Source organism: Nocardia sp. MH4 (assembly GCF_019266065.1).
GTDB classification, from domain to species: domain Bacteria; phylum Actinomycetota; class Actinomycetes; order Mycobacteriales; family Mycobacteriaceae; genus Nocardia; species Nocardia canadensis.
This window is the reverse complement of sequence record NZ_LPNR01000104.1, coordinates 25,227-45,942: the sequence shown is the minus strand read 5'-3', so window position 1 is coordinate 45,942 and position 20,716 is coordinate 25,227. Positions and strand designations below refer to the sequence as shown.

Sequence of the window (20,716 nt, the reverse complement as noted above, 5' to 3'; positions counted from 1 at the left end):
CGGGTCGTCGACTCCCTCGCGGCCGACCGACCAGTGCTCCCTCACCTGCGTCCCCGTTCGGCGAGCGCATCGGCCGCGGGCCCTGGCGGCGAGGTCGGCGGGCAGCGCGAGCGGTTCGACGATCGCGTCGAGGCGGGGCCGCGAAAGAACGACACCGAGTACCGGTCGACTCCGGCGGGTGGGCTGACCACGCGATGCCGGGTGGCCGTCAGATAGCCCCGGGTGGCGATCTCGAGCATCTCGCCCCGTCCTGTTGCAGCAGCGCGAGGTATCCGTAGTCCTTGTGGGCGCCCACCCCTGGTCGTCGCCGGAGGTGTCCCGGCCCGGATAGTGGATGATCTTGCCGTGAGTCGAGACCTCCTGGTCGAACCACCGATCGATGTAGCCCTCGTCCCGTCCGAGCGCGACGGCCAAGGCGCGCAGCACTTCCCGGCTGACCAGCAACGCCTCGGCTTGCCACGTCAGGGTGAGCGCACGCAGTCGCGGCGCCGCGACCGGTCACTGATTCGGCCCGATGATCCGGTCCCGAGCCGTCCCCGGCAGGCCGGACGGCCCGCTCGGCCCCGATGTCGATCTGCTCGCGCCCGCCGTGAATTCGCGCCCGGTACTGGTGTATTCCCGGAATTGTGGCGAGTGGATAGGGCGATCTCGCGCCGCTGTTCCATCGGCAGCGCGAAGAACTCCCGCGCGACCGCCGCCCCCGACAAGGGCTTTCGTTCACCGTGAACCCAACACCGATCACCCCGCGCAGGCCCCGGTCCGCATTCCGGCCAGCCCGCGGTCACCAGAAGTGGTCGTTGGGCCGCGGAGCGGGACGGGGCACCGGGACACGTGGGGGCCGGGCCACCGGCCGAGGCTGGACCGGAGCGGGGGCCAACGCACCGGGCGGAGTGGTCGGGCTGTAAGCGGACTCGGCGTGTTCGGATTCGTCGATGCCCTCGGCCTCGGATTCGGAGTCGACGCGCAGGCCGACGAGCCTGTCGACCAGCCACGCCAGCAGGAGGGTCACCAGGAACGAGTAGGCCATGACGGCCACCGAGGCGATGGCTTGGCGCTGCAACTGGACGAATCCGCCGCCGTAGAAAAGGCCGTTGCCTCCTGCGGGGTTGACCGAGACGTCGGCGAACAGCCCGACCAGCAGGGTGCCGACCACTCCCCCGACCAAATGGACTCCGACCACGTCGAGGGAATCGTCGTAGCCGAAGGTGTATTTCAGGCCGACGGCCAGTGCGCAGCAGATGCCCGCGGCCACCCCGATGCACAGGGCGCCGACAGATCCGACGAATCCGCACGCCGGCGTGATCGCGACCAAGCCCGCGACCGCGCCCGAGGACGCGCCGATGGTGGTGGGTCGCCCGTCTCGGAGTTGTTCGACGACGATCCAGGCGAACGACGCCGCGCCTGCCGCGATGGTGGTGTTGGTGAACGCGAGGGCACCGAGATCGCCTGCGGCCAGCGCGGATCCGGCGTTGAAGCCATACCAGCCGAACCACAGCAGCGACGCACCGAGCAGGGTGAACGGCACATTGTGTGGGCGAGCGATGCTGCGCGGCCAGCCGTGACGTTTGCCGATCACCAGCACCAACGCCAGCGCCGCCGCGCCGGCGTTGATGTGCACCGCGGTGCCGCCGGCGAAATCGAAGGCCCCCAGCCGGTTCGCGATCCACCCGCCGACCTCCGAGGAGGTACCGGAGGAGTCGGTATCGGTGAAACCGCTGACGTGGAAAACCCAATGCGCCACCGGGAAATACACGACGCTGACCCAGAGCGCCGCGAACACGATCCACGACCAGAAACGAGTCCGACCGGCGATCGCACCGGTGATCAGCGCCGTCGTGATGACCGCGAACATCAACTGGAACATCACGAACGCCATGGTCGGAATCTGGTGGCCGGCCGGCCCGGACAACGTCCCCTGAGTCGTGCGCAGCAGCGCGTGCGACATGTCGCCGACGAGCCCGTACCCGGCATCGTCGCCGAATGCCTCGCTGTAGCCGTAGAGCAGCCAGAGCGTCGACACCACACCCAGACAGCTGAAGTTCATCATCAGCATGTTGAGCACACTTTTGCTGCCCACCATGCCGCCGTAGAAGAACGCCAGTCCCGGTGTCATCACCATCACCAGCGCGGCGCAGGCCAGCACCCACGCGGTATCTCCCGAATTCACATTCGTACCTCTTATCCGACGGGATTCCGGCACAGCATCGAGAAGCGCTGTTTCCCGGAACAACCCGCGGTGTTTCGAGTCGATGAATTCAGCGAACCAGATCGGGCACGGCCGGTTCAGATCCGGCGCATCGTGGCGTCATAGGCAGCCTCGGCCATGTCCGGACGGTCCGGGTCGGGCAGCCAGGTACCGGTGATCGTGGCACCGTCGGTGCTGATGGTGCCGGTGTAGGTCATGCCGAGTCCGGCATGCACGATCGTGTCACCCCGACGGCTCCACCGGTAATTCAGCGGGGCGCCGGAACCGGAATACACGTGCGCGGCGAAACCCGAGCCGGTGTCGTCCGGCCAGATCAATTCCAGGCTGTGGATCTCGGTGTTCCCGACCAGCATGCGGCCGTCGAGTTGCAAGAGCCCGCCGTCCAGGAGGCGGGTCGCGGTGAGAGTCCCGGTGATGTCGTCGTGATCCGCGGCGTGGCTACGCCCGGTCAGTTCCCACGCGCCGAGCAGTATATCGAGATCGTTGCCAGTCATTTCGCATCCTCATTCGGGTAGGTTGTCCGGCCCTGCCGCCGGCCGTCTTTTCCTAGGTCGAATGGGAGCCCGGAAAATCGACAGACCGCATACGCCAGAGCGTCCAGGGCGAATCGCACCACCGATGGCCAGGTATCCCCAGCGACGGAGTCCACAGTCGTTCGCCGGGTAGATGCCGGCGGCCACGCCGCTTCCTAACGTCGACTGCCATGAACGAAATCAGGATCGACCGCTACTGGAAAACAATGGCATCGGCAGTCTCGGTGCTCGTCTCCACGGTGATGCTGACCGGTTGCAATCCCCAGCCGGCCGCGTCGGGAAGCCCCGATCACATCATCGACTGGCACGATTGCCGCACCAGCGCACAGGACACGGTCGGTGCCCGACTGGCCGCGGCGGGAGCACTGTGCGGAGAGTTCCAGGCACCGCTGGACTACGCCGATCCCACGGGTCGGAAGATCACGATCGCGGTAGCGCGCCGACCCGCGTCCGACCCCGCGCACCGGCTCGGCACCCTGGTGGTGCAGACCGGCGGACCGGGACCGTCACGGGACGGGGTATCGATGCTCGTCGACGGGCCCGAGGGTGGTCATCCGGCAACGGCGGCCCTCGCGGAGCGCTACGACCTGATCGGCATGGATCCCCGGTTCTTCGGCGCCGCATCACCGCTGGAATGCGGTTGGTCCACGAGCGCCTATCTCGGTCTCGCGCAGACCGCGCCGGCGGACCGGCCGGGGTTCGACCGCACCGTCGCACAGGCGCGCGAGCTCGCTCGCCTGTGCGAACCGCAGCGAGAGCTGCTGCCGCACGCCTCGACCCGGGCGATGGCACGCGATATGGACCTGCTCCGGACGCTGCTGGAAGTACCGAAGATCTCGTATCTCGGCTGGTCGTGGGGCACGTACCTGGGCGCCGTCTATCTCCAGATGTTCGGGGAGCACGCCGATCGGTTCGTCCTCGACAGCAGCCTCGATCCCGGTGCGCCGGGCCCGGACCTGACCCGCGCCACCGCACCGGCCGCCGCGGCGGCGCTCGCGGATTGGGCACGCTGGGCTGCCGGCCGCGATGCCGAACTCGCCTGGGGCACAACCCCGGAGGCGGTGCTCGCGGCGATCGACGCGATGTTCGACGCGATCTCGACCGTGCCGGTCGGCATCGCCGAGGTCACCATCACCGCGGACATGGTCGCGGGCCTGCTGCTCACCGTCGACGACTCCGACACGTCCTACACCGACTTCAGCGCCCAACTGCGGGCGCTGTCCGACGCGACCCTCGGTCACCCCGTCGACCCGCCCGCCGGCTTGGCGGCCAAACTCGCGCTGTACGCCGACTCGACGGTGCTGCCCGCATTCGGTTTCAGCGCGACGGTCGCCAATCAATGCGCCGACCGCGCCGCCCGCGACATCGAGGACACCTACGCCGATATCGAGAGCCACCGCGCCGCGGAGCCGATGTTCGGGGCCCTCGCCCGCCGCGTCACCCCCTGCCCGCTGTGGCCGGTGAGCCCCGTCGAGCCCGCGACCACCATCGGAAACCGATCGCCCGCCTTGCTCGTCGGCGCCGAGGGCGACCCGGTCGCCCCCGTCGCCGGACAACGCGCGATGCGCCAGGCACTCCCGGCGGCCCGCGCGCTCACCTTGGACAACGCCTTCCGCCACGGGGTCTACCTGTTCGATCGCTCGGCGTGCATCGACAACGCTGTCGAGGGGTACCTGTTGGACGGCACCCTGCCTGCCACCGACTCCCACTGCGCGCGGGATCGGTAGCCCTGCGCTGATTCAGCCGACGGAGCCGGACCCGAGTCCGGCCTCGTGGGCGAGAATCACTGCCTGGACCCGGTCGCGCACACCGAGCTTGCCGAGGATGTGGCGGACATGGGTCTTCACCGTGCCCGCCCCGACGGCCAGCGTCGCCGCGATCTCGGCATTGGACAGACCACGGGCCATGACCCGCAGCACCTCGGTCTCACGCTGGGTGAGGACGCCGACCTGGCGGCGGGCGGCCAGGTTGACCGGCGGGGCGAGGCGGTCGAGCAGGCGGCGGGTGGTGGAGGCGGCCAGCACGGCATCACCGGCGTGCACGGTGCGGATCGCGGCCAGAAAGTCTTCCGGCGGAGCGTCTTTCAGCAGGAACCCGCTGGCGCCGCCGCGCACGGCGGCCACGGCGTAGTCGTCGAGGTCGTAGGTCGTCAGCACCAGCACCTTGGGCTGATGTTCGGTCGCCAGCAAGCGGCGGGTCGTCTCGATGCCGTCCAGATGCGGCAGCTGGACGTCCATGACGACCACATCCGGCGCGACGCTCGCCGCTACCGCGAGTGCGGACAACCCGTCCCCGGCCTCTCCGACGACACGCAGGTCGGGTTGGGAGTCCACCACCATGCGCAAGCCCGCGCGGACGAGAACCTGATCCTCGACGAGCATCACCGTGATCATCGGCTCTCCCACGGGATTCGGACTTCCAAGAGGTGGCCGCGCCCGGGTCGCGGGCCGAACTCGAGTTCGCCGCCGTAAGCCGCCAGCCGCTCGCGCATCCCGATCAGCCCGTAACCGGCGGGGCCGGGAACGGTGGCGGACCCGTCGTCGGCGATGCGAACGCACAGCCTGCCCCGGCCCGAACGCACCGAAATCTCGGCTCGCGCATCAGGTCCCCCATGCTTGACGATATTGGTCAGCCCCTCCTGCACGATGCGGTACACGACCAGATGCACGCCGGAGTCGGGCTCCGCACCGGCCATCTCGATCGTCAGGTCCACCGTCAGCCCGGCGCCACGAACCTCGTCGACCAGGGCGGGCAGGTCCGAAATACCCAGTGCGGGTATGGCATCCGGTCCCCCGCCGTCGTCCTCACGCAGTACTCCGATCGCTCGGCGGGTCTCGACCAGCGCCTCTCGACCTTGAGCGCCGATGGCCTGCAACGCCTCGATCGCCCGCTGCGGCTCCGCGTGCGCGGCGTATCGGCCGCCGTCGGACTGCGCGATGATCACCCCCAGTGAGTGCGCGAGAATATCGTGGATGTCGCGTGCGATCCGTGTCCGTTCGGACAGCACCGCCAGCCGGGTCCGCTGTTCGATATTGGTCTCGAGCAATGCCGCGCGTTCGGCCAGCGCCGCGAACTCCCTTCGCCGGGATCGCTGCCAGGCGCCCCCGAGCCAGGCCGCGACCACCGTGCTCGCCAGAAACGCGCCGACGATCAGATGCGCCAGCGCGGGCATCGGCAGCTGCGGCCAGCTCCAACCCCCGAGAATCGCCCCACCCAGGCCCGCGGCCAGCCCGATCCGGCTCCAGTACCACCGCCCGTACGCGGCGAGGGTGTACACCATGATCGGCACCGCGACGTCCGCCACCAGAGCTCCGATCGTGGCCCGGACCGTCGCCCATTGCGCCAACCCACCACCGCCACGGCGACCGCCGCCCATTCCGGCCATCGCCTGCGAAACGCCACCGGCACGAGCAACGCGACCGTGAACCCGAAATGCGCACCCCCGGCCCCCACCAGCACCCCGATCAGCGCGCACACCACCCCCAGAACCAGCGCCGAAACCCCATCCGCCAGCGCCGTCCGCTGCCGCATCCAGACCACGACCCGCTCGTCGACCACCCGATCACCCTAGATCGGACAGCACACCCCGGCCTCCCCCTGTGGTGTGACATCCGGTCGCCTGACCTCCACCTTCCGGAACATGCCGTCGTCGGGCGTTACCTCCGCGATTGAAAACGACGACAGCGTCTATAGCGGGGAGAGGGAACCCGAAGAAGAGAGGTGGGAATGAACTCGACAGACCCCGACCCAGCCAACACTCCCGATCTGGAACCGGGAGGCGGCGTGCCACCGGGATCGACGCCGCCGGAATCCGCCCAGACCTCGGGGCTCTCTGCGCCGGAGCCGCGCACCAGCCGCCATTTCCCACCGACCGGGGTGGCGGCTGTCATCGTGGCGGTGCTGTTGGTGGCGGTCTTCGTCGTCGCCGCCGTAGGAGTGGTACTCGCTCGGTGAGGAAAGGGACCATTCTCATGCCACCCGCGAACGGACCTCCTCACGAGGAATCCGACAGGAGATCGCCTCGTCGCCGATTCCCGACGCTGGTTCGGTCCGTGGGAGCGCCTCAGACCGTGACAGGCACGCCGACGTCGAGGCGCTGGTAGCGCACCGTCTCGGGCAGCAGGCCGGCCAGCTGGTCGGTCAGGGTGCGGCCGATGTCGTTGAGGTCGCCGTCATGGATGGGGACGACCAGGTCCGGCCGGGTCTCGGCGACATAGTCCACGGCATCGGCGTACCGCATCCACGGCCCACTCACCGGCAGGAACAGCACATCGAGCGCGGTACCGTCGGGCAGCGCGGGGAAGGCGTCACCGGGATGCAGAATCCGGCGGTCGATCAGGTAGGCGACGTTGGGTGAATCCGGCAGGGTCGGATAGATCGCGGCGTGCTCACCCACCACCGCCCGGACCGCGAAGCCCGCGACCTCGAAAACGGTGTCCGCTGTAGCTGTTTCGAGCTGCCCGGCCTCGACGCCGGCGGCGAGCAGCTTGTCGATCACCACCTGCGGAGCCAGCACCCGGGCGCTCGGCTGTGCGGCCAGCGCCGAGGCGATGCGTCCGCCGTCGACGTGGTCGTCGTGATCATGGGTGATCAGGTAGGCCGCCACGTCCTCGAAGGCCGCCGGTGGCGCCAAGACCCCCGGGTCGATCACGACCACACCGTCTGGCCCCGCCAGCCGCACCGTCGAATGCCCGAGCGACGCTACCGACATGCTCATCGTGCTTCTCCCGTCGTCACGAAAACGCACCTGCCCCTCGGCGGCCGCGGGGGCCGTCGGGTCGGCAGCATCGGTGCCGACGCTGCCGGCTCACAGGATCAAGGCTAGCTGTACCTCGAGTGGCGAACTCTGCGCGACGCGACACCGGTATCGGCGGGCGGCGTTCCGGCAGGGGCCGCCTTGTGTCCGCGCCTGCGGGTGGAGCCCGCGGTCGGGATGACGTGGTCGCCCATGACCTGGTCCCACCACGATTGCAGTGGGCTGGGATCAGGCCAGGACACGAACGAGGCATCGCCGAAGGGGGCCGGGTGGTCCAACTGCGCTGGTCGATGGTCGAGCTCACGGGACATGACGGTTCTCGATTGCGGGAAGAGCGGGCGAAGCGGCTTCAAGAGCGGGCGGTCGGGGTGGAGGTGAACCACGGCCGTCGTCGTCGCCGCGTCCGTCCTTGCGAATGCCCAGGGTGGTGGCTACCGCTGATGCTCTGCGCCAGCGGAGGCGCATCGGTCTTGGTCGCGGCCAACGCGGCAACGAATTCGGGATAGACCGGCAGCCACTGGCTCAGCCCGGCGATCTCGGTGACCCGGCCCGCCATCGCATACGGGTGTGCGTCGACCACGCTCACCGCCACACCTCGTCGGCGCGCGTACCCGGTGCACTCGGCCATCGTCAGGACCGCGCGCAACGACAGGAACTCGACATCGGTGAGGTCGACGATGAGATATCTGCCGCCGTCGGCGGAGGTGGCGCTGATCGTCGAATGCAGCAGCCGCTGCCAACGGGTCAGGGTATAGGCGTCGATGCTGCCGCGCACCGCCAGCACAGTGGTGTGCCCGCACGGTTCGGTCTCGGCGTGCAACCGTCGGCCCGCGCCGACCGGATCGGCGGGCGTCGACTTCAACCAGTGGCGTGAATGGCGGGACGTGTTCATCGATTTCTCGAATTCTTCGGCACCGGCAGACCTGCTACCGCCCGTCCGGCCCTGGTGCGATGTCAAGGCCGGCCGGTAATCCCCATTTCAGCACATCGGCTTGGAGCAGGCAATCGATCGTGACTCACTTGTGGCTGTTCGCGCAGGTACAGGTGGCCGTTTGCCGCCGTTGATTGCCTTGACGAACTTTATCGGTTCTCGACGTGTGGTGCGGCCGGGTGGGGGTATCGCGGCCGTAGGTCGTCGCGACCGCCCGGGCGGATCGCCGATCGAGAACGCGCCCCGTTCAACAACCCAGCAGCGGGGCGCGTTCGCCCCACGAGACGGTCAGCTCGGCCGCGTGTAGTAGTAGATCGTGGCGAATTGTGCGTCACGAGCGATGGTGAGCGTGGGGTAGCCGTGCACCTCGTCGCCATAGGGGAGGCTGGCGAACAGATCGATCGCGTTCGTACAGTCGAACTTCCAGTCGTTGTCGCCTGTCCTCGTCGCCGGGTCGAAACCCAATTGCTTCTTCAACTCGGCGCAGGTCACCGGGCGCAGCGGTTGGCGATGCGTGGGATCTGTGTACATCGACCGGTAGTCCGGGAGTTGTTCCGCCGGCGCGACATAGCTGCCGACATAGCCGCACATCCCTGCCAGGGGCGGACAGCCGAAGCGCCGCATGCCGACGAATTCGAACGAGTCGGGAATCTGTATCCGGCGCCGTTCCATGAGTCGTTGCGACTCCGCAGCGGACAGATCCGTGTCCAGCTGCGAGATGACCAGGACGTTGGCACATCCCCAGAGCAGGGCCCCGCACGCCACCAGTGCCGAGACCGACCAGAACCACCGTAGAGGCGAGCGTCGAATCACGATTTCTGCACTCGTCACCGGAGGCATGGCGGGGAAAGCGCCAGGATGCTCGGTCATCGGGGAAGGCCTCCGCGGTCGGTATCGCCGGCGGCACCACGGGAACCCGCACTCGCGCCCTGGAGTCGTCTGCGGGTCCACCCGGTAGCTCCGCCGACCGCGTTGATCGTACCCGAGCGGTCCGCTGTTCGACCTGACGCGGCTGCGCCAACGCCCTCCGGTCGCCAGCGGGCGACTCCCGCTGCGCCCGAGAGCATCCAGGCGCCGATGGACCGAGCGCGCACGCACCGCTCAGGGCCCCGTCATGTTTGGCATGCCCATCCTCGGTAACCCGAAGGGTGAGGTGATGGTCATGGTCGATACCGACAGCCGAGTCGGTAGGCAGGCGCTGTTCTACTCGATCGTCGTGATCGCGCTCGCGGCGCTGACCGCCGTGGTCGCCGCGATCTGGGCCGGCGGCCGGGCGGCCTGTGCCGACGCCGCTACCGCGCTGTGCGATTCGGCGGCCGAGACCGCGGTGCTGCTCGGGCCCACCGTGATCCTGCTCGCGGGCGGGGTGGGCGCCTTCGTGCGGACCTATGTGGAATGGCGGCGGGGACGACGCTGGCCCTTCTGGCAGGGCGCCGGATGGTTCCTGTTCGTTCTGATGATCGTCTATCTGGGTATCGGCGCGAGCGCGGTCGCCAGCAGCTGATCCGGTCCCGACCGGGCCGCCGCCCACCGCGCTGTTTCGCCGGGCGGAATCGGGTAAGCGCCCCGCAGACCCCGAACGAGGAGATCATGATGTCCCAGCACGCACTGACCGGAAAGCACGTCGCCATCCTCGCCACCGACGGTGTGGAGCAGGTGGAGCTCGTCCAGCCGCGCGCCGCGGTCGAGGGCGCCGGCGCCACCACCGAACTGCTGTCCCTGCGCTCCGGCACGGTCCAGGCGATGAACCACGATGTCGAACCCGGTGACACCTTCCCGGTCGACCGCACAGTCGCCGAGGCGAGCCCGGACGACTACGACGCCCTGCTGTTGCCCGGCGGGACCACCAACCCGGACAAGCTGCGCCAGGACGCCGCCGCGGTCGGTTTCGTCAAGGAGTTCGTCGCCACGGGCAAACCGATCGGCGTGATCTGCCACGGACCGTGGACGCTGGTCGAAGCCGATGCCGTGCGCGGCCGCACGCTCACCTCCTACCCGAGTGTCCGCACCGACATCCGCAATGCGGGCGGCACGGTCGTCGACGAAGCGGTGGTCACCGACAACGGCCTGGTCTCCAGCCGCCACCCCGACGACCTGCCCGCCTTCTGCGCCAAGATCGTCGAGGAGTTCGCCGAGGGCGAGCACTGACCCACGCGGGTGCGGGGTCGGTGCTCGCGATGGTCACACCGGGCGATGGCGTACGTCGGGCTTGCGCAGGTGCGGTTCGGGCGTGGCCGTGTCGTCGGGGACGACCACCTGATCGTCGACGACGACACGATCACCACCGGCCCCCACGACCGCTTCCCGGCGCGCGAACGCGATGTCACGCGCGCTGCGCACCGACAGCCGGCCCAGCGAGGTGGCGGCAAAGAACAGGATCAGCGCGCCGAGCCCGTAGAAGTACGTCAGGTGCAGCAGCGCGCGTTTCAGATCGCCGGTGGCCACGGGTTCGCCCAGATCGCCGAGCCGGAGTAGATCGGCGAGGAACGGCCCGATCACGAACCACGTACCGGCTGCCACGGCCAGCCAGCCACCGGCACTGGCCACCACCCGGTTCCTGCTCATCAGCATGAGCAGCCCGCCGACGATCGCGACCACACCGGGCAGCACCTCCAGCCAGCCCCGCGCCGAAGTCCACGCCCAGGGATCGTCCGGGGTGAACGCGAAATCGAAGTACGGTCCGAGGAAGGGTATGAGCGCGCCCCACACACCGAGCAGCAGAACCGCCAGCCCGCCCACAGCGCCACGACTGCGGGGAATCCGCACGCGGCTGCCGCCCGAGTCGTTCTCGTCGATGTAATTCATGGTGCCTCCGATCATCGACAACAGGGATACCTCGCCAATACCCCCTGCCGGACGGGATACGCAGCTCGCCACCGGCGATAGCCTCGGAACATGACCGACAACACTCAGCCTGCCCAGCGTCACCAGCGGCCCGCCGGCGTCGACACCGCGACCGTGGCGGCCGTCGGAAAACTGTCCGAGGCGTTGGAGACCACCGAACGTGCCCGCGGACACCTCTACAGCTTCCACCAGCTCACCGGCGGCGCCGATCTCGCGCTCGGTGCGGCCGTGGACATGCTGCGCGAGGCCGGGCACGTCCACCTCGCCGAGAAGCTGGCCACCGAGTTGGTGGGCCGCAACGTCCTGCCCGGCCGCTGGACTTTCCAGATCGTCGAGGAATACGACGAGGGCTACTACGCGCAGTTCCGGCGCATCGAACGCGAGATCCGCGGCGAACTCGTCGACGGGCGCACTCACCTCTACGAGGCCGAGATGAAAGAAGCCCGTCGCACCCACGGCCATCCCGGTCACGAAGCCACCCCGGAGTGAGCAGCGCTCGGACGTCGCAGGTCCGCGCGCCCTCGCGAACAATTCGAAAGCTTTCCGGAATTAACTATTCAGAGTAAATATCTAATCGCGAATAATGATAATTCCGAGAGGCCCGGATTCACGATTTCGACCCCGGAAAGAGAAGAGCGCGCTATATTTTTCGAACACCCCCATTTGCGGCTCGACAACCCGTCACACCGCTGCTCGATATTTCTGGAGATCGCCATGAGATCGACCTCTTCGCTCTTTTCCGCCGGATTTCTCGCACCGGTGGCCGTCGCCACCATATTCTGCTTGGCCGCACCGGTAAATGCCGCCCCGGTCAGCGTGAATTGGAGCTGCCGGGGCACCGTCCTCGGTATCGGCCAAACCTCGAGCATGAACACCTCGGTCACCGGCACCGCGCCGAGCTCGGTGGCCTCGGGTTCCGCGGTGGCCATCACCATCACGCCGGGCGCCTCGTCGGTGCCCAGCTCGGCGTCCGGCTTCACGGTGAACAACATCAGCAACCTGAAGATGACCATTCCGACGCCCGCGAATTCGACCCTGGTCTCGGCGACCGTTTCCGGCGGGACCGTGGCGGGCACGGTCGCCACGTCGGGCGGGAATGTCGTTCTGACGGTGCCGGGTCCGATCGCGGGCGGCACCAGCTTCACGCCACCGGCGGTGACCATCAACGTCACCGCCGGTGCCGCCGGAACGCCGATCACCAGCAAGTACGCGGGGACCAGCTATGCCAGTCCCGGCATGACGATGACGACCAACGTCTCCTTCGTGGGCAACGTCGCGACGTCGTGCTACCCGAACCCGTCCCCGACCCTCACCACCACCAATGTGACCTGACCCCGCGCGCGGTCGCGGGCGTGAGCATGTCCACGTGCGCGGCGACACCTCCGGGCCGGGTTGCGCGAGCAACCCGGCCCGACGACTATCGCCTCCGATACTGCTTGCCCCACTTAGCGTTTGGCGCACAGCAGCCACTTCGACCGAATATTTCGATGCGCGGTGTCGCATCCCCGGCTATGTCGTACAGTGCATGTCCGGCACCGCCACGAATGCTCCGACGGCCGGAGCGGGTGCCGCTTTCGTGATGTTCGTCAGCCGTGGTCCGAGCTGCCGGTCGATCGATTGACAGGAGCCACCATGCCCGATCTCACACCCCGACTCCCCCGGCCGGAATCGGGCGCCCGGCGATCGAGCCCGCCCTGATCGGTGAGTTCTGGTGAGCGGTTCCATGTTTCAAGTGATCGATGGGAAAGCCTGTGTGCCCGACGACAAGCCAACCCGCCAGGATCCCGGCCGAGCTCAAAAGGGCGCTGGAGTTCTATCACGGATCCGTCGAGGATCTGATCCGCGAGCTGATCAGAGTGCTCGGCGTGAACGAGACCGATCGGCGCGCACTGGAGATCGTCCTGCTCGAAGACGAGAAATCCACGACACCCGGCAGGCTGGCCGAACGGCTCGGACTCACCTCCGCCGGTGTCACGATCATGCTCAATCGCCTGGAGAAGCAAGGCTATATCGCGCGCTCCCTGCACCCGACCGATCGTCGGCGCGTGATCGTGATGGCCACCGAACTCGCGGCCCATCGGGTACAAGAACTCGTCGTACCGATGATCGTCGAGAGCTACAAGATGCTGCTGAACTATTACGACACCGCCGAACTGGAAACAATCGCCGACTTTCTCACCCGGGCCGGCGAGTTGCAGCGAATACACCGGCAACGGTTGCGCGAGGTCGATCCCTACTCGAATCCCTGACAACACCCACGCCGACCGCGCTGTGCCGTCGTCGATAACCACGCTCGGCACCGGGGAGAAAGCAGGAGCTGGATGCACACCGTCGACAACACCGAAGAACCTGGGCGATCCGACCGGCCCGACCCGGTGTCATCGGCCGAGCGGCTTCGACGACGACTGACGCGCGCAGGCGTGGCGGCGGCGTTGGCGGCCACGGTCATCGGGACGACCCTCGCCGTCCGGGCGGACCCGGACCCGCCGGCGCGGGCGAACGAGGCGAAGAATCTCTCGTGCGAACCTGCCGTAGTCCCGCCCGATTCCGGCGTGGCCGCCGGCGAGCCGGGCGCACTGCTCCCGAACACAGTCTCCGACACACCGAGCGAGGTCTTCACCCCAGGCGACATCGCCGACGCAGACACCTCGACCACTGATCTCTCGCTCGACCCCGAGTCAGAGCCGGACCCGGAGCCGGAGCCGGCGCCTGCGCCTGTGCCTGCGAGCACAGTCGACGAGACGGAGACACCGACGACCCCGCCGTCCGAGACCGCCTCGGACGACTCGCCGACGATCTCGGTGAGCGCGAGTTTCTCTGCCACAGCCAGTGTTTCGCTCGAGAGCACGTCCAGCGCGCCGTCCCCCACGACCTCGACATCCACGTCGGCGGTCCCCCAGACGACGACTGACGCGGGCACCACCACTCCGAGCACGGCGCCGACCACCACCACGATCACGGGCTCGACCGGTTCGCCTACGACGACCACGGGTCCGGCCGGAAAAACGACGACCACGGGTCCGGCCAGTTCGACCACGGGCCCAGCAGCTTCGAGCACGCCGACCACGGGCCCGACCGGTTCGACCACGACGTCACCGACATTGTCCACCCCACCACCGGCGCCGACGACCACCCCGACACGACCCCCGACGACGACCGAGCTCCGGCTGTCGCCGAAACCTCCACCCCCGACGACATCGCGCCCGACTCCGTCCATCGCGCGCCCACCGGCCCGGCCACCCAAGGCGCCGCCGACGGGATAGACGATCGCGTCGGCGGCGCAGGCCTGCCGGTGACGTCGATTCAGTACCGGGTGGGGCTGCAGGGATTGGACGATCCGGCGCCGACAGCCAGGTCGCACACCCCGCCGGTAACCATCTGGATCGGGGTGATCGCCATCAGCACGAGGAATCCGATGAGATCACCCCGCTGAGCGAGTTCGACCGCGGATTGCGCAGCCCTGGAGGCGGAGTCGACGACCGACGAACCGGTGCCGGCATCGGCGACGGGAGCGGTCGGCTGGGCCGCCGCACTCGGGGCGGGGCCTAGAACGGCCGCCGACGTGAGTGCGGCAGCGGCGAGAAAAAGCGTTGGACGCATCGTGCGTCTCCTTACTTCAGGAATCGGAACGGCAAGACAGGGAACGGATCAGCGGTGCGGCCGACTCATGTCGCGGTTCATGGTCGGGATCTCGATACTGATCGGCATCTGCAATTCGGCCAGGTAGATCAGGGCCGCCTTGCGCAAGAACTCGTCGAACAGCCAGTACGGATCGCCGATCGGGGGCACCGCGGTGAGCAGACCTTCGCGGACCGCGATGAACGGGCCCCAGCTGAAACGCAGCAGCGGATCCCAGACCGGTTCGCGGGGAATGGCCAGCCCGTCGGCGATCTTGTCGCCCAGCAGAAAGCGGGTGAACGCGCCGAGGACCGGCTTGCTCAGGATGGCGAAGTCGATATTGGCGCCCAATCCCAGCAGCCGGTCGGCGAGCTTGACCCCTTCTGGTGTCACCGCCAGGATCGGGTCGAGAACCTGCGCGGCCTGACCGTTGGCCTCCGGCCAGGAGTTCGGGATGTACTCGTCGCGGACCCCGAGGAGAGACGCGGCCACCTGCCAGGAATGCAGGAAGCCCTCGGACTCGTTCGCCGGCATCGGCACGTTCCAGGAGAGCAGGTATTTCATCACCGTGGTGGCCAGGCTGTGCCAGGTGACCATGATGTCGTTCTGGCTGATCGGCGTGTCCTCCTCGGCGGAGTGCACCCAGTGCGGCGACTGCGGCAGCAGGTGCCGCACCGCGGCGTGAACCAGGCGGGTCTTCACGCACGTGACGATCATTTCCCCGTCGGGGGCATAGGAATTCGCGGTGCCGATGTCGTAGCCGAGCTTGGCGGTCTTGGTGATGCGGTCCTTGAGATCGTGGCCGCCCTTGGAGTAGTAGACCGCCTTGGCCTCCTTGGGAATGACGGTGCTCATCATGCCGCTGGCGAATCCGTAGAGCACCCCGAGATAGAGGCCTCGCTTCTTGTTGAACTGGATCGCCGCGTCGAGCTTGCCGGGGTCGGTCCACGGCGGCAGCTTGCGCGCGTTCTCCATGAAGTCCCGGAGATCGGCGGGCAGTCCGGCCGGGAGTGGTTGTCCGTTGGTCTTCCAGGTCCGGAGCAGTTCGTTGACCCGGGGGACGTCGCCCCGGTCGATCAGCCCGGGAATCAGGGCATCGGCTTCGGGATCCCACACCGTCATCGGGTCCGCGCCCGAGCCCGAGCCCGCGATGGATCCCTCCGGTGACCAGCTCCACGGTTGCGAGCGTGCGGGCGCGGCGACGGCGAAGGCGCCCGCCACTCCCAGCATCCCACCGAATTTCATGGCATTACGCCTGCTCAGTGCGTCCATGACGCCACTCCTCGTTGAGTATCAAGCAATCCGACCGTCGTCGCACGATGCGTACTCACGCACCGAGTCTGACGGAATGAATATTAACTTAGCATCGCGGTCGCCGTCGGGAGCACGTTCCGATTCACGCTCTCCAACAGTCGAACTATTGCCATTTGCGCAGAGAATGACCGGACATTTTCGGGCAAAACGTCACTTCCCCCGTTCACTCGCCGCTCCGCGACCTGCCCTCAACTATCGGAACGCAAAGTAACTTATCGCCCGTGAGCGCGTCGGGACACTGGCTGTCTTCGCCGCGCCGGTAGAGCGGCCGCCGTCCTGTGACCACGGGATTCGCTGTTTGACCAGCCACGACACGGGCAAGCGACAGTCGTCCGAACAACCGCAGGCGGGTCGGCCCGCGGGTCGGCCTGTCACAGCGAAAGGAGACAGCTGTGTCCACATCCGTAGGACGTAGCGGAACCGCACGTTCGCTGGTCCAACTGGCGGCGCTCGTCGTCGGAGCCGTCTTCCTGGTGGTGGGCATCCTCGGCTTCGTACCGGGTATCACCACCGACTACGAGGACCTGCAGTGGGCCGGTCACGAGTCCGGCGCGAAACTGCTCGGCGTCTTCGCCGTGTCGGGACTGCACAACATCGTGCACATCGTCTTCGGCGTGGTCGGCCTGGTCGCGGCCGCCACCGCCACGGCGGCCCGCGCCTACCTGGTCGGCGGCGGCGTCGTCTATCTGGCGCTGTGGCTGTACGGGCTCCTCGTCGACGAGCACAGCGAAGCGAACTTCGTGCCGCTCAACGACGCCGACAACTGGCTGCACCTCGGCCTCGGTCTCGGCATGGTCGCCCTGGGCTTCGCTCTCCCCCGCCGGACGACGACCACCACGACGCACCGTCCGTGATCGAGCACCACGCTCAAAACGCACCGGGGCGGTCCCGGCGCATTCTGCCGAGCTGAGACCCGACCGCACCGGTCGGCCTCGACGCCCGTCACTCGAGCGGGCGGCTCCCTCGCCCCAGCACGACCCTGGCCAATTCGGCGGGTGTCGCGGTACTCGTGTCGACGACCGTGTCGTAGGGGTAGCCGTGGTCGTGCACTGTACCGAAGTGGCCTCGCGCCAGCCCGATTGTCTTGCCACGCAGCAGTTCCCGCTGCTCAGCCACTGCCAGCGGGCAGGTGACACCCACCAGCTGCACGTCCAGTCCCGCCAGTGCCTCCATCCAGATCGGCAGCAAGTCCGGAGACAGCAGCATCTCGTCGATGACCAGATGATCACCGCCACGGGCGAACTCGGCAGCCGCAGAACACGCCGACCGCAACATCCGGTAGCCGACGTGCCCGTAGCGGATCACCAGGAGGGGGTGACCGCCCGCATCCTGCTCACTCCGGTCATACCAGAATCCGTCGCGACTGAGCGGACCGTCGCGTCCGCCACCCCACTTCGGCGGCACCAGGCCGAACAAGGTGTCGATCCCCCAGTACACGAACGGGACGTCGCTTTCGTCCTGGATGGCCCGGGCCAAGGTGGTCTTTCCCGCGCTCGAGACACCGTTGAGGAAGACGACCGGCGGCGGACGACCTGCGCTTCGCATTCCCCCACGCTAGCCGCTCACCGAAATGTGCACTCTCCCATCATCTTTCGGATGAAGGGTACGGCGTCGAGGCGAGCCGATACGGACGTGTGAGAATGCGCCGTGGCCATGTCACCTGGGCGCCCGTGCTCGCCCGGACCGGGGTCAGCATCGTCGCCGCAGCGGCCATCCAGGACTGACGCTGGCGCCCCACCTCATCCCGCTGACAGTGCCCGCGCAGGCCCGTCCGCCGCAGGCCGGGCAGTGAGCACCATGAGCGACAACCACTTCGGCGACTTCCGGCACGACCTCGGAGTGGGAGGGTCAGTCGAGGACGGCGGTCGCCTCGACTTCCACACGCACGTCGGCCTCGAAAAGGTAGTCGACACCGATGAGCGAGGCCGGAGGCATCGGAATCGGCAGTCCGATGTCCGCGGCGACCGACTCCACGCCCGCCATGAATTCGCCCATCTGATCGGGACTCCACCCGGTGACGTAGAACGTCAGGCGCACCACATCCGAGAACGAGGCGCCCGCCCCTGCCAAGCCGAGGGCTGTGTTGCGCAGCGATTGAGCGATCTGTCCGGCGAGGTCACCGGGTGCGACAGGAGTCCCGTCGGCCAGCCGGGAAACCTGCCCGCTGACGTGCACGTGCCGCGATCCGGTACCCACCGCCACGTGGTGATACGGGGTCGGCTGCAGCATGCCCTCGGGCGTGAAGTGCTGAACGGTCATGGTCTCGCCTTCCGTTTGACTAAGTATCGCTAAGCTACCTAGTGGAAAGAAGACACTGCAACGAAACCAGGTTTCAACATGGATACCGCCGGGGAGATCCGCATCGACACCGCGCACCGCGAGTTGCTCGATCAAGTGCTCGACAAATGGTCGCTCAGCGTCCTGAACGAACTCTGCGAACGCCCGTCCCGATTCAACGAACTACGCCGCGCGATCCCCGCGGTCACACAGAAGTCGCTCACCGCGACCCTGCGCCGACTGGAGCGCAACGGCGTGATCGAACGGATCGTCATCGACACCCGTCCGATCGCGATCGAGTACCGGATCACCCCACTCGGCAAGACACTGCGCCAACCCGTCGACGTACTGCTGGCATGGGCGGCTGAGCACATGCCTTCGATTCACCGCGCTCGCGCGGCCTACGACGCACGCGAGGACACCGCAGAACTGGCTTGACCCCACACTCGACCGGCGCACGGGTAGCGGGCGCACGCCTCCACGAACCGGCGCTCGAAAGCGCGGCTCCTCTCGCGATTCCCCGAGGCCGGAGTCGATTCCCTCCAACTCGCCTCGGCGTGCCGGCCCTGGTTCACTGTGGGTGTGCGTGGACTCTTGGGGCTTCGAGAGCGAACGAGACCCGACGATTGGTGGGGCGGCGCGGCACTGGGCTTCCTGGTCGTCGCGGTGGCGGACCTGGTCTGGATGATGAACCGGCCCGGTGTCGAGCTGCCGACTGTCGTCGTCACGATCGGCAGCTTCGCAGCGCCCGCCGCCATCGCCATCGCGGTGTCGCTGGCTGGTGTGGTGGTCAGTCGCAGAGCGGGTCTTCGACCGTGGCTGTCCGCTGTGGCGCTGCGTCTTTCGCTGAGCTTCGTCGCGCTGTGCGGCGTCGGCGCCATCGCCTATGTCGTGCTGATGCTGCGCGGGCTCGACGCCCTGTCCCGGTTCTGATCGTGTGGGTAGCCGAACACCACTGATGGAGTCGGAGGCGCCCGCATTCCGACCCAAGACCCACCCGATATGACGGGGGGGAGGAACTATTCGGTGTTGGCGTGGTCGATCTCGGCCATAGCCTGCCGATCAGCGCCGACCAGCTCGATCAGGCCGCGGCGGCCCACCGGCTCACCATGCCCATCCTGGCGATCGGCGCCCACCCCGTCGGCGACGCATTGGAGCGACAGCTCCGACCCATCACCGATGACCTCGTCGGTCAGGTCATCCCGGACTGCGGCCACCTCATCCCGCTCGACAGGCCGCACGAACTGCTCGACCTCGTGATGCCGTTCCTCATCTGAACGACCGGCAGTCGATATCCCGAAGCAGTACACCCCATACACGCAAGAGGCGGGATAGGCACCGAAATCGGTGAACACGGCCATTCAGCGAGAAGGCCGCCGAGATGATCCCGGTCACCGGGAGACCCTCCCGAGGTGCTGTCGAGCCGACTTTAGTGTCCCGAATCGGGCCACAGCGTTCCGTCCCGATCGGCCCGGTTCTCGACGACGAAGGAGTCCTTATGAGTCCGCTGAAATCTCGCCTGTCCGCGACAGTCACCTCGATAGTCGCGGTACTGACACTCGTCACGGCGGGCGGTGGAAGCGCGCTCGCTGCGCCGGCGACCGGTGAAATGACCCTGACTCTTGTCCGTCACGGCGAATCGACGGGCAATGCTTCCGGCCTGATCGACACCACCGTCCCGGGACCCGAACTCACCGCCAAGGGCTGGGAGCAGTCCGCCGCGGTCGCCGAACTCCTCGCCGACTGCAAGTTCGACGGCGTGTATGCCTCGACGATGATCCGCACCCAGCAAACAGCGGCACCGACCTCGCAGCTGTGTGGTCTTCCCACCGTGATCGAAGACGGCATCCACGAGATCGAGGCCGGCATCTACGAGGGCACGCCCGAGCGCGATGCCGGCCGCGACTATTTCGCCGCACCGCTGCAGTGGATTCAGGGCAACCTGGACGCGCGAATCCCCGGGTCCATCAACGGCCACGAATTCAAGAAGCGGATGAATGATTCCATCCAGGACATCCAGGACCGCGGCAGCAAGCGCGCGGCCGTCTTTTCCCACGGCGGTGCCATCATGGTCTGGACACTGATGTCGGTGTCCGATCCTGATCCGAGCAAGCTGCAATCCGATCCGTTGCACAACACCGGCCGCGTTGTCGTGAAGGGCAGCCCGGCGAAGGGTTGGAAACTCGTTTCCTGGGACGGCCACTCGGCAGGCTGAACTTCGGCCCGCGTCCCGCGCA

The 20,716-nt window shown here is 67.6% G+C and carries 26 protein-coding genes; 12 read left to right on the top strand and 14 right to left on the bottom strand.

The genetic code is table 11. The features are described 5' to 3' along the window. Positions 1–781 precede the first annotated feature (781 nt). Positions 782–2,119: an ammonium transporter gene (locus tag ATM97_RS17615; RefSeq protein WP_374104876.1), complete on the bottom strand. Its 1,338-nt coding sequence runs from the start codon at positions 2,117–2,119 to the stop codon at positions 782–784. Between the two features lie 164 nt (positions 2,120–2,283). Next, positions 2,284–2,700 (bottom strand): hypothetical protein, encoded by a 417-nt coding sequence (locus ATM97_RS17610; RefSeq protein WP_218719116.1) that lies wholly within the window; start codon positions 2,698–2,700, stop codon positions 2,284–2,286. Positions 2,701–2,909: 209 nt separating this feature from the next. On the opposite strand from ATM97_RS17610, the gene ATM97_RS17605 reads away from it, so the two are divergent. Beyond that, entirely contained in the window at positions 2,910–4,466 is a 1,557-nt protein-coding gene (locus ATM97_RS17605; RefSeq protein WP_218719115.1) for an alpha/beta hydrolase, read from the top strand. Positions 4,467–4,478: 12 nt separating this feature from the next. On the opposite strand, the gene ATM97_RS17600 is transcribed toward ATM97_RS17605, so the two are convergent. Further along, a complete protein-coding gene (locus tag ATM97_RS17600) occupies positions 4,479–5,132 on the bottom strand; it encodes a response regulator transcription factor (protein WP_218719114.1) in 654 nt (217 codons plus the stop codon). After that, positions 5,129–6,043, bottom strand: a complete 915-nt coding sequence (locus tag ATM97_RS17595; protein ID WP_308248527.1) for a histidine kinase — start codon at positions 6,041–6,043, stop codon at positions 5,129–5,131. The genes ATM97_RS17600 and ATM97_RS17595 overlap by 4 nt, the downstream gene beginning before the upstream one ends. 422 nt (positions 6,044–6,465) lie before the next feature. Here ATM97_RS17595 and ATM97_RS17590 point away from each other — a divergent pair, with 422 nt between their 5' ends. Then, positions 6,466–6,693 carry a DUF6480 family protein gene (locus ATM97_RS17590; protein WP_218719113.1) on the top strand — a complete coding sequence of 76 codons (228 nt, stop codon included), beginning with the start codon at positions 6,466–6,468 and terminating at the stop codon, positions 6,691–6,693. A gap of 109 nt (positions 6,694–6,802) precedes the next feature. On the opposite strand, the gene ATM97_RS17585 is transcribed toward ATM97_RS17590, so the two are convergent. The 3 genes from ATM97_RS17585 to ATM97_RS17575 all read right to left on the bottom strand — a co-directional run bounded on the left by ATM97_RS17585 (position 6,803) and on the right by ATM97_RS17575 (position 9,296). Continuing rightward, the gene (locus ATM97_RS17585) at positions 6,803–7,456 is read right to left on the bottom strand and encodes an MBL fold metallo-hydrolase (protein WP_218719112.1); all 654 of its coding nucleotides are present in this window, start codon (positions 7,454–7,456) and stop codon (positions 6,803–6,805) included. Positions 7,457–7,844: 388 nt separating this feature from the next. Continuing rightward, complete coding sequence (locus ATM97_RS17580) at positions 7,845–8,387, bottom strand: STAS domain-containing protein (protein ID WP_218719111.1); 543 nt, start codon at positions 8,385–8,387, stop codon at positions 7,845–7,847. Between the two features lie 327 nt (positions 8,388–8,714). After that, positions 8,715–9,296, bottom strand: coding sequence for a hypothetical protein (locus ATM97_RS17575; protein WP_218719110.1), 582 nt, complete (start codon positions 9,294–9,296; stop codon positions 8,715–8,717). Positions 9,297–9,549: 253 nt separating this feature from the next. Here ATM97_RS17575 and ATM97_RS17570 point away from each other — a divergent pair, with 253 nt between their 5' ends. Further along, entirely contained in the window at positions 9,550–9,930 is a 381-nt protein-coding gene (locus ATM97_RS17570; RefSeq protein ID WP_255587951.1) for a hypothetical protein, read from the top strand. A gap of 86 nt (positions 9,931–10,016) precedes the next feature. Beyond that, positions 10,017–10,574: a type 1 glutamine amidotransferase domain-containing protein gene (locus ATM97_RS17565; RefSeq protein ID WP_374104874.1), complete on the top strand. Its 558-nt coding sequence runs from the start codon at positions 10,017–10,019 to the stop codon at positions 10,572–10,574. A 33-nt stretch (positions 10,575–10,607) separates the two neighbouring features. On the opposite strand, the gene ATM97_RS17560 is transcribed toward ATM97_RS17565, so the two are convergent. Continuing rightward, positions 10,608–11,231, bottom strand: coding sequence for a hypothetical protein (locus tag ATM97_RS17560; protein ID WP_218719108.1), 624 nt, complete (start codon positions 11,229–11,231; stop codon positions 10,608–10,610). A gap of 90 nt (positions 11,232–11,321) precedes the next feature. On the opposite strand from ATM97_RS17560, the gene ATM97_RS17555 reads away from it, so the two are divergent. Further along, complete coding sequence (locus ATM97_RS17555) at positions 11,322–11,759, top strand: hypothetical protein (protein WP_218719107.1); 438 nt, start codon at positions 11,322–11,324, stop codon at positions 11,757–11,759. Positions 11,760–11,827: 68 nt separating this feature from the next. Here ATM97_RS17555 and ATM97_RS17550 read toward each other — a convergent pair whose 3' ends face one another. Next, positions 11,828–12,433 carry a hypothetical protein gene (locus ATM97_RS17550; RefSeq protein WP_218719190.1) on the bottom strand — a complete coding sequence of 202 codons (606 nt, stop codon included), beginning with the start codon at positions 12,431–12,433 and terminating at the stop codon, positions 11,828–11,830. Here ATM97_RS17550 and ATM97_RS17545 point away from each other — a divergent pair. Next, positions 12,426–12,602, top strand: a complete 177-nt coding sequence (locus ATM97_RS17545) for a hypothetical protein (protein WP_255587950.1) — start codon at positions 12,426–12,428, stop codon at positions 12,600–12,602. The genes ATM97_RS17550 and ATM97_RS17545 overlap by 8 nt on opposite strands. Before the next feature lie 407 nt (positions 12,603–13,009). Continuing rightward, a complete protein-coding gene (locus ATM97_RS17540) occupies positions 13,010–13,519 on the top strand; it encodes a MarR family winged helix-turn-helix transcriptional regulator (RefSeq protein WP_255587949.1) in 510 nt (169 codons plus the stop codon). Here the strand turns inward: ATM97_RS17540 and ATM97_RS17535 are convergent. From ATM97_RS17535 to ATM97_RS17525, 3 genes are all read right to left on the bottom strand, one after another. After that, positions 13,504–14,379 carry a hypothetical protein gene (locus ATM97_RS17535; RefSeq protein WP_218719106.1) on the bottom strand — a complete coding sequence of 292 codons (876 nt, stop codon included), beginning with the start codon at positions 14,377–14,379 and terminating at the stop codon, positions 13,504–13,506. The two genes, ATM97_RS17540 and ATM97_RS17535, sit on opposite strands and share 16 nt — an antisense overlap. A 194-nt stretch (positions 14,380–14,573) precedes the next feature. Then, positions 14,574–14,870: a hypothetical protein gene (locus ATM97_RS17530; RefSeq protein ID WP_218719105.1), complete on the bottom strand. Its 297-nt coding sequence runs from the start codon at positions 14,868–14,870 to the stop codon at positions 14,574–14,576. Positions 14,871–14,918: 48 nt separating this feature from the next. Beyond that, entirely contained in the window at positions 14,919–16,160 is a 1,242-nt protein-coding gene (locus ATM97_RS17525) for an oxygenase MpaB family protein (protein ID WP_218719104.1), read from the bottom strand. A 434-nt stretch (positions 16,161–16,594) separates the two neighbouring features. On the opposite strand from ATM97_RS17525, the gene ATM97_RS17520 reads away from it, so the two are divergent. Continuing rightward, positions 16,595–17,056, top strand: coding sequence for a DUF4383 domain-containing protein (locus ATM97_RS17520; RefSeq protein ID WP_218719103.1), 462 nt, complete (start codon positions 16,595–16,597; stop codon positions 17,054–17,056). Between the two features lie 88 nt (positions 17,057–17,144). Here ATM97_RS17520 and ATM97_RS17515 read toward each other — a convergent pair whose 3' ends face one another. Then, positions 17,145–17,747 carry a chloramphenicol phosphotransferase CPT family protein gene (locus ATM97_RS17515; RefSeq protein ID WP_218719102.1) on the bottom strand — a complete coding sequence of 201 codons (603 nt, stop codon included), beginning with the start codon at positions 17,745–17,747 and terminating at the stop codon, positions 17,145–17,147. 303 nt (positions 17,748–18,050) lie between these two features. After that, positions 18,051–18,461: a RidA family protein gene (locus tag ATM97_RS17510; RefSeq protein ID WP_218719101.1), complete on the bottom strand. Its 411-nt coding sequence runs from the start codon at positions 18,459–18,461 to the stop codon at positions 18,051–18,053. A 78-nt stretch (positions 18,462–18,539) separates the two neighbouring features. Here ATM97_RS17510 and ATM97_RS17505 point away from each other — a divergent pair, with 78 nt between their 5' ends. The 4 genes from ATM97_RS17505 to ATM97_RS17490 all read left to right on the top strand — a co-directional run bounded on the left by ATM97_RS17505 (position 18,540) and on the right by ATM97_RS17490 (position 20,694). Continuing rightward, complete coding sequence (locus ATM97_RS17505; protein WP_218719100.1) at positions 18,540–18,917, top strand: helix-turn-helix domain-containing protein; 378 nt, start codon at positions 18,540–18,542, stop codon at positions 18,915–18,917. 144 nt (positions 18,918–19,061) lie between these two features. After that, the gene (locus ATM97_RS17500; RefSeq protein WP_218719099.1) at positions 19,062–19,412 is read left to right on the top strand and encodes a hypothetical protein; all 351 of its coding nucleotides are present in this window, start codon (positions 19,062–19,064) and stop codon (positions 19,410–19,412) included. A gap of 101 nt (positions 19,413–19,513) precedes the next feature. Continuing rightward, complete coding sequence (locus ATM97_RS17495) at positions 19,514–19,756, top strand: hypothetical protein (RefSeq protein WP_218719098.1); 243 nt, start codon at positions 19,514–19,516, stop codon at positions 19,754–19,756. A gap of 221 nt (positions 19,757–19,977) precedes the next feature. Then, entirely contained in the window at positions 19,978–20,694 is a 717-nt protein-coding gene (locus tag ATM97_RS17490; protein WP_218719097.1) for a histidine phosphatase family protein, read from the top strand. Positions 20,695–20,716: the final 22 nt, after the last annotated feature.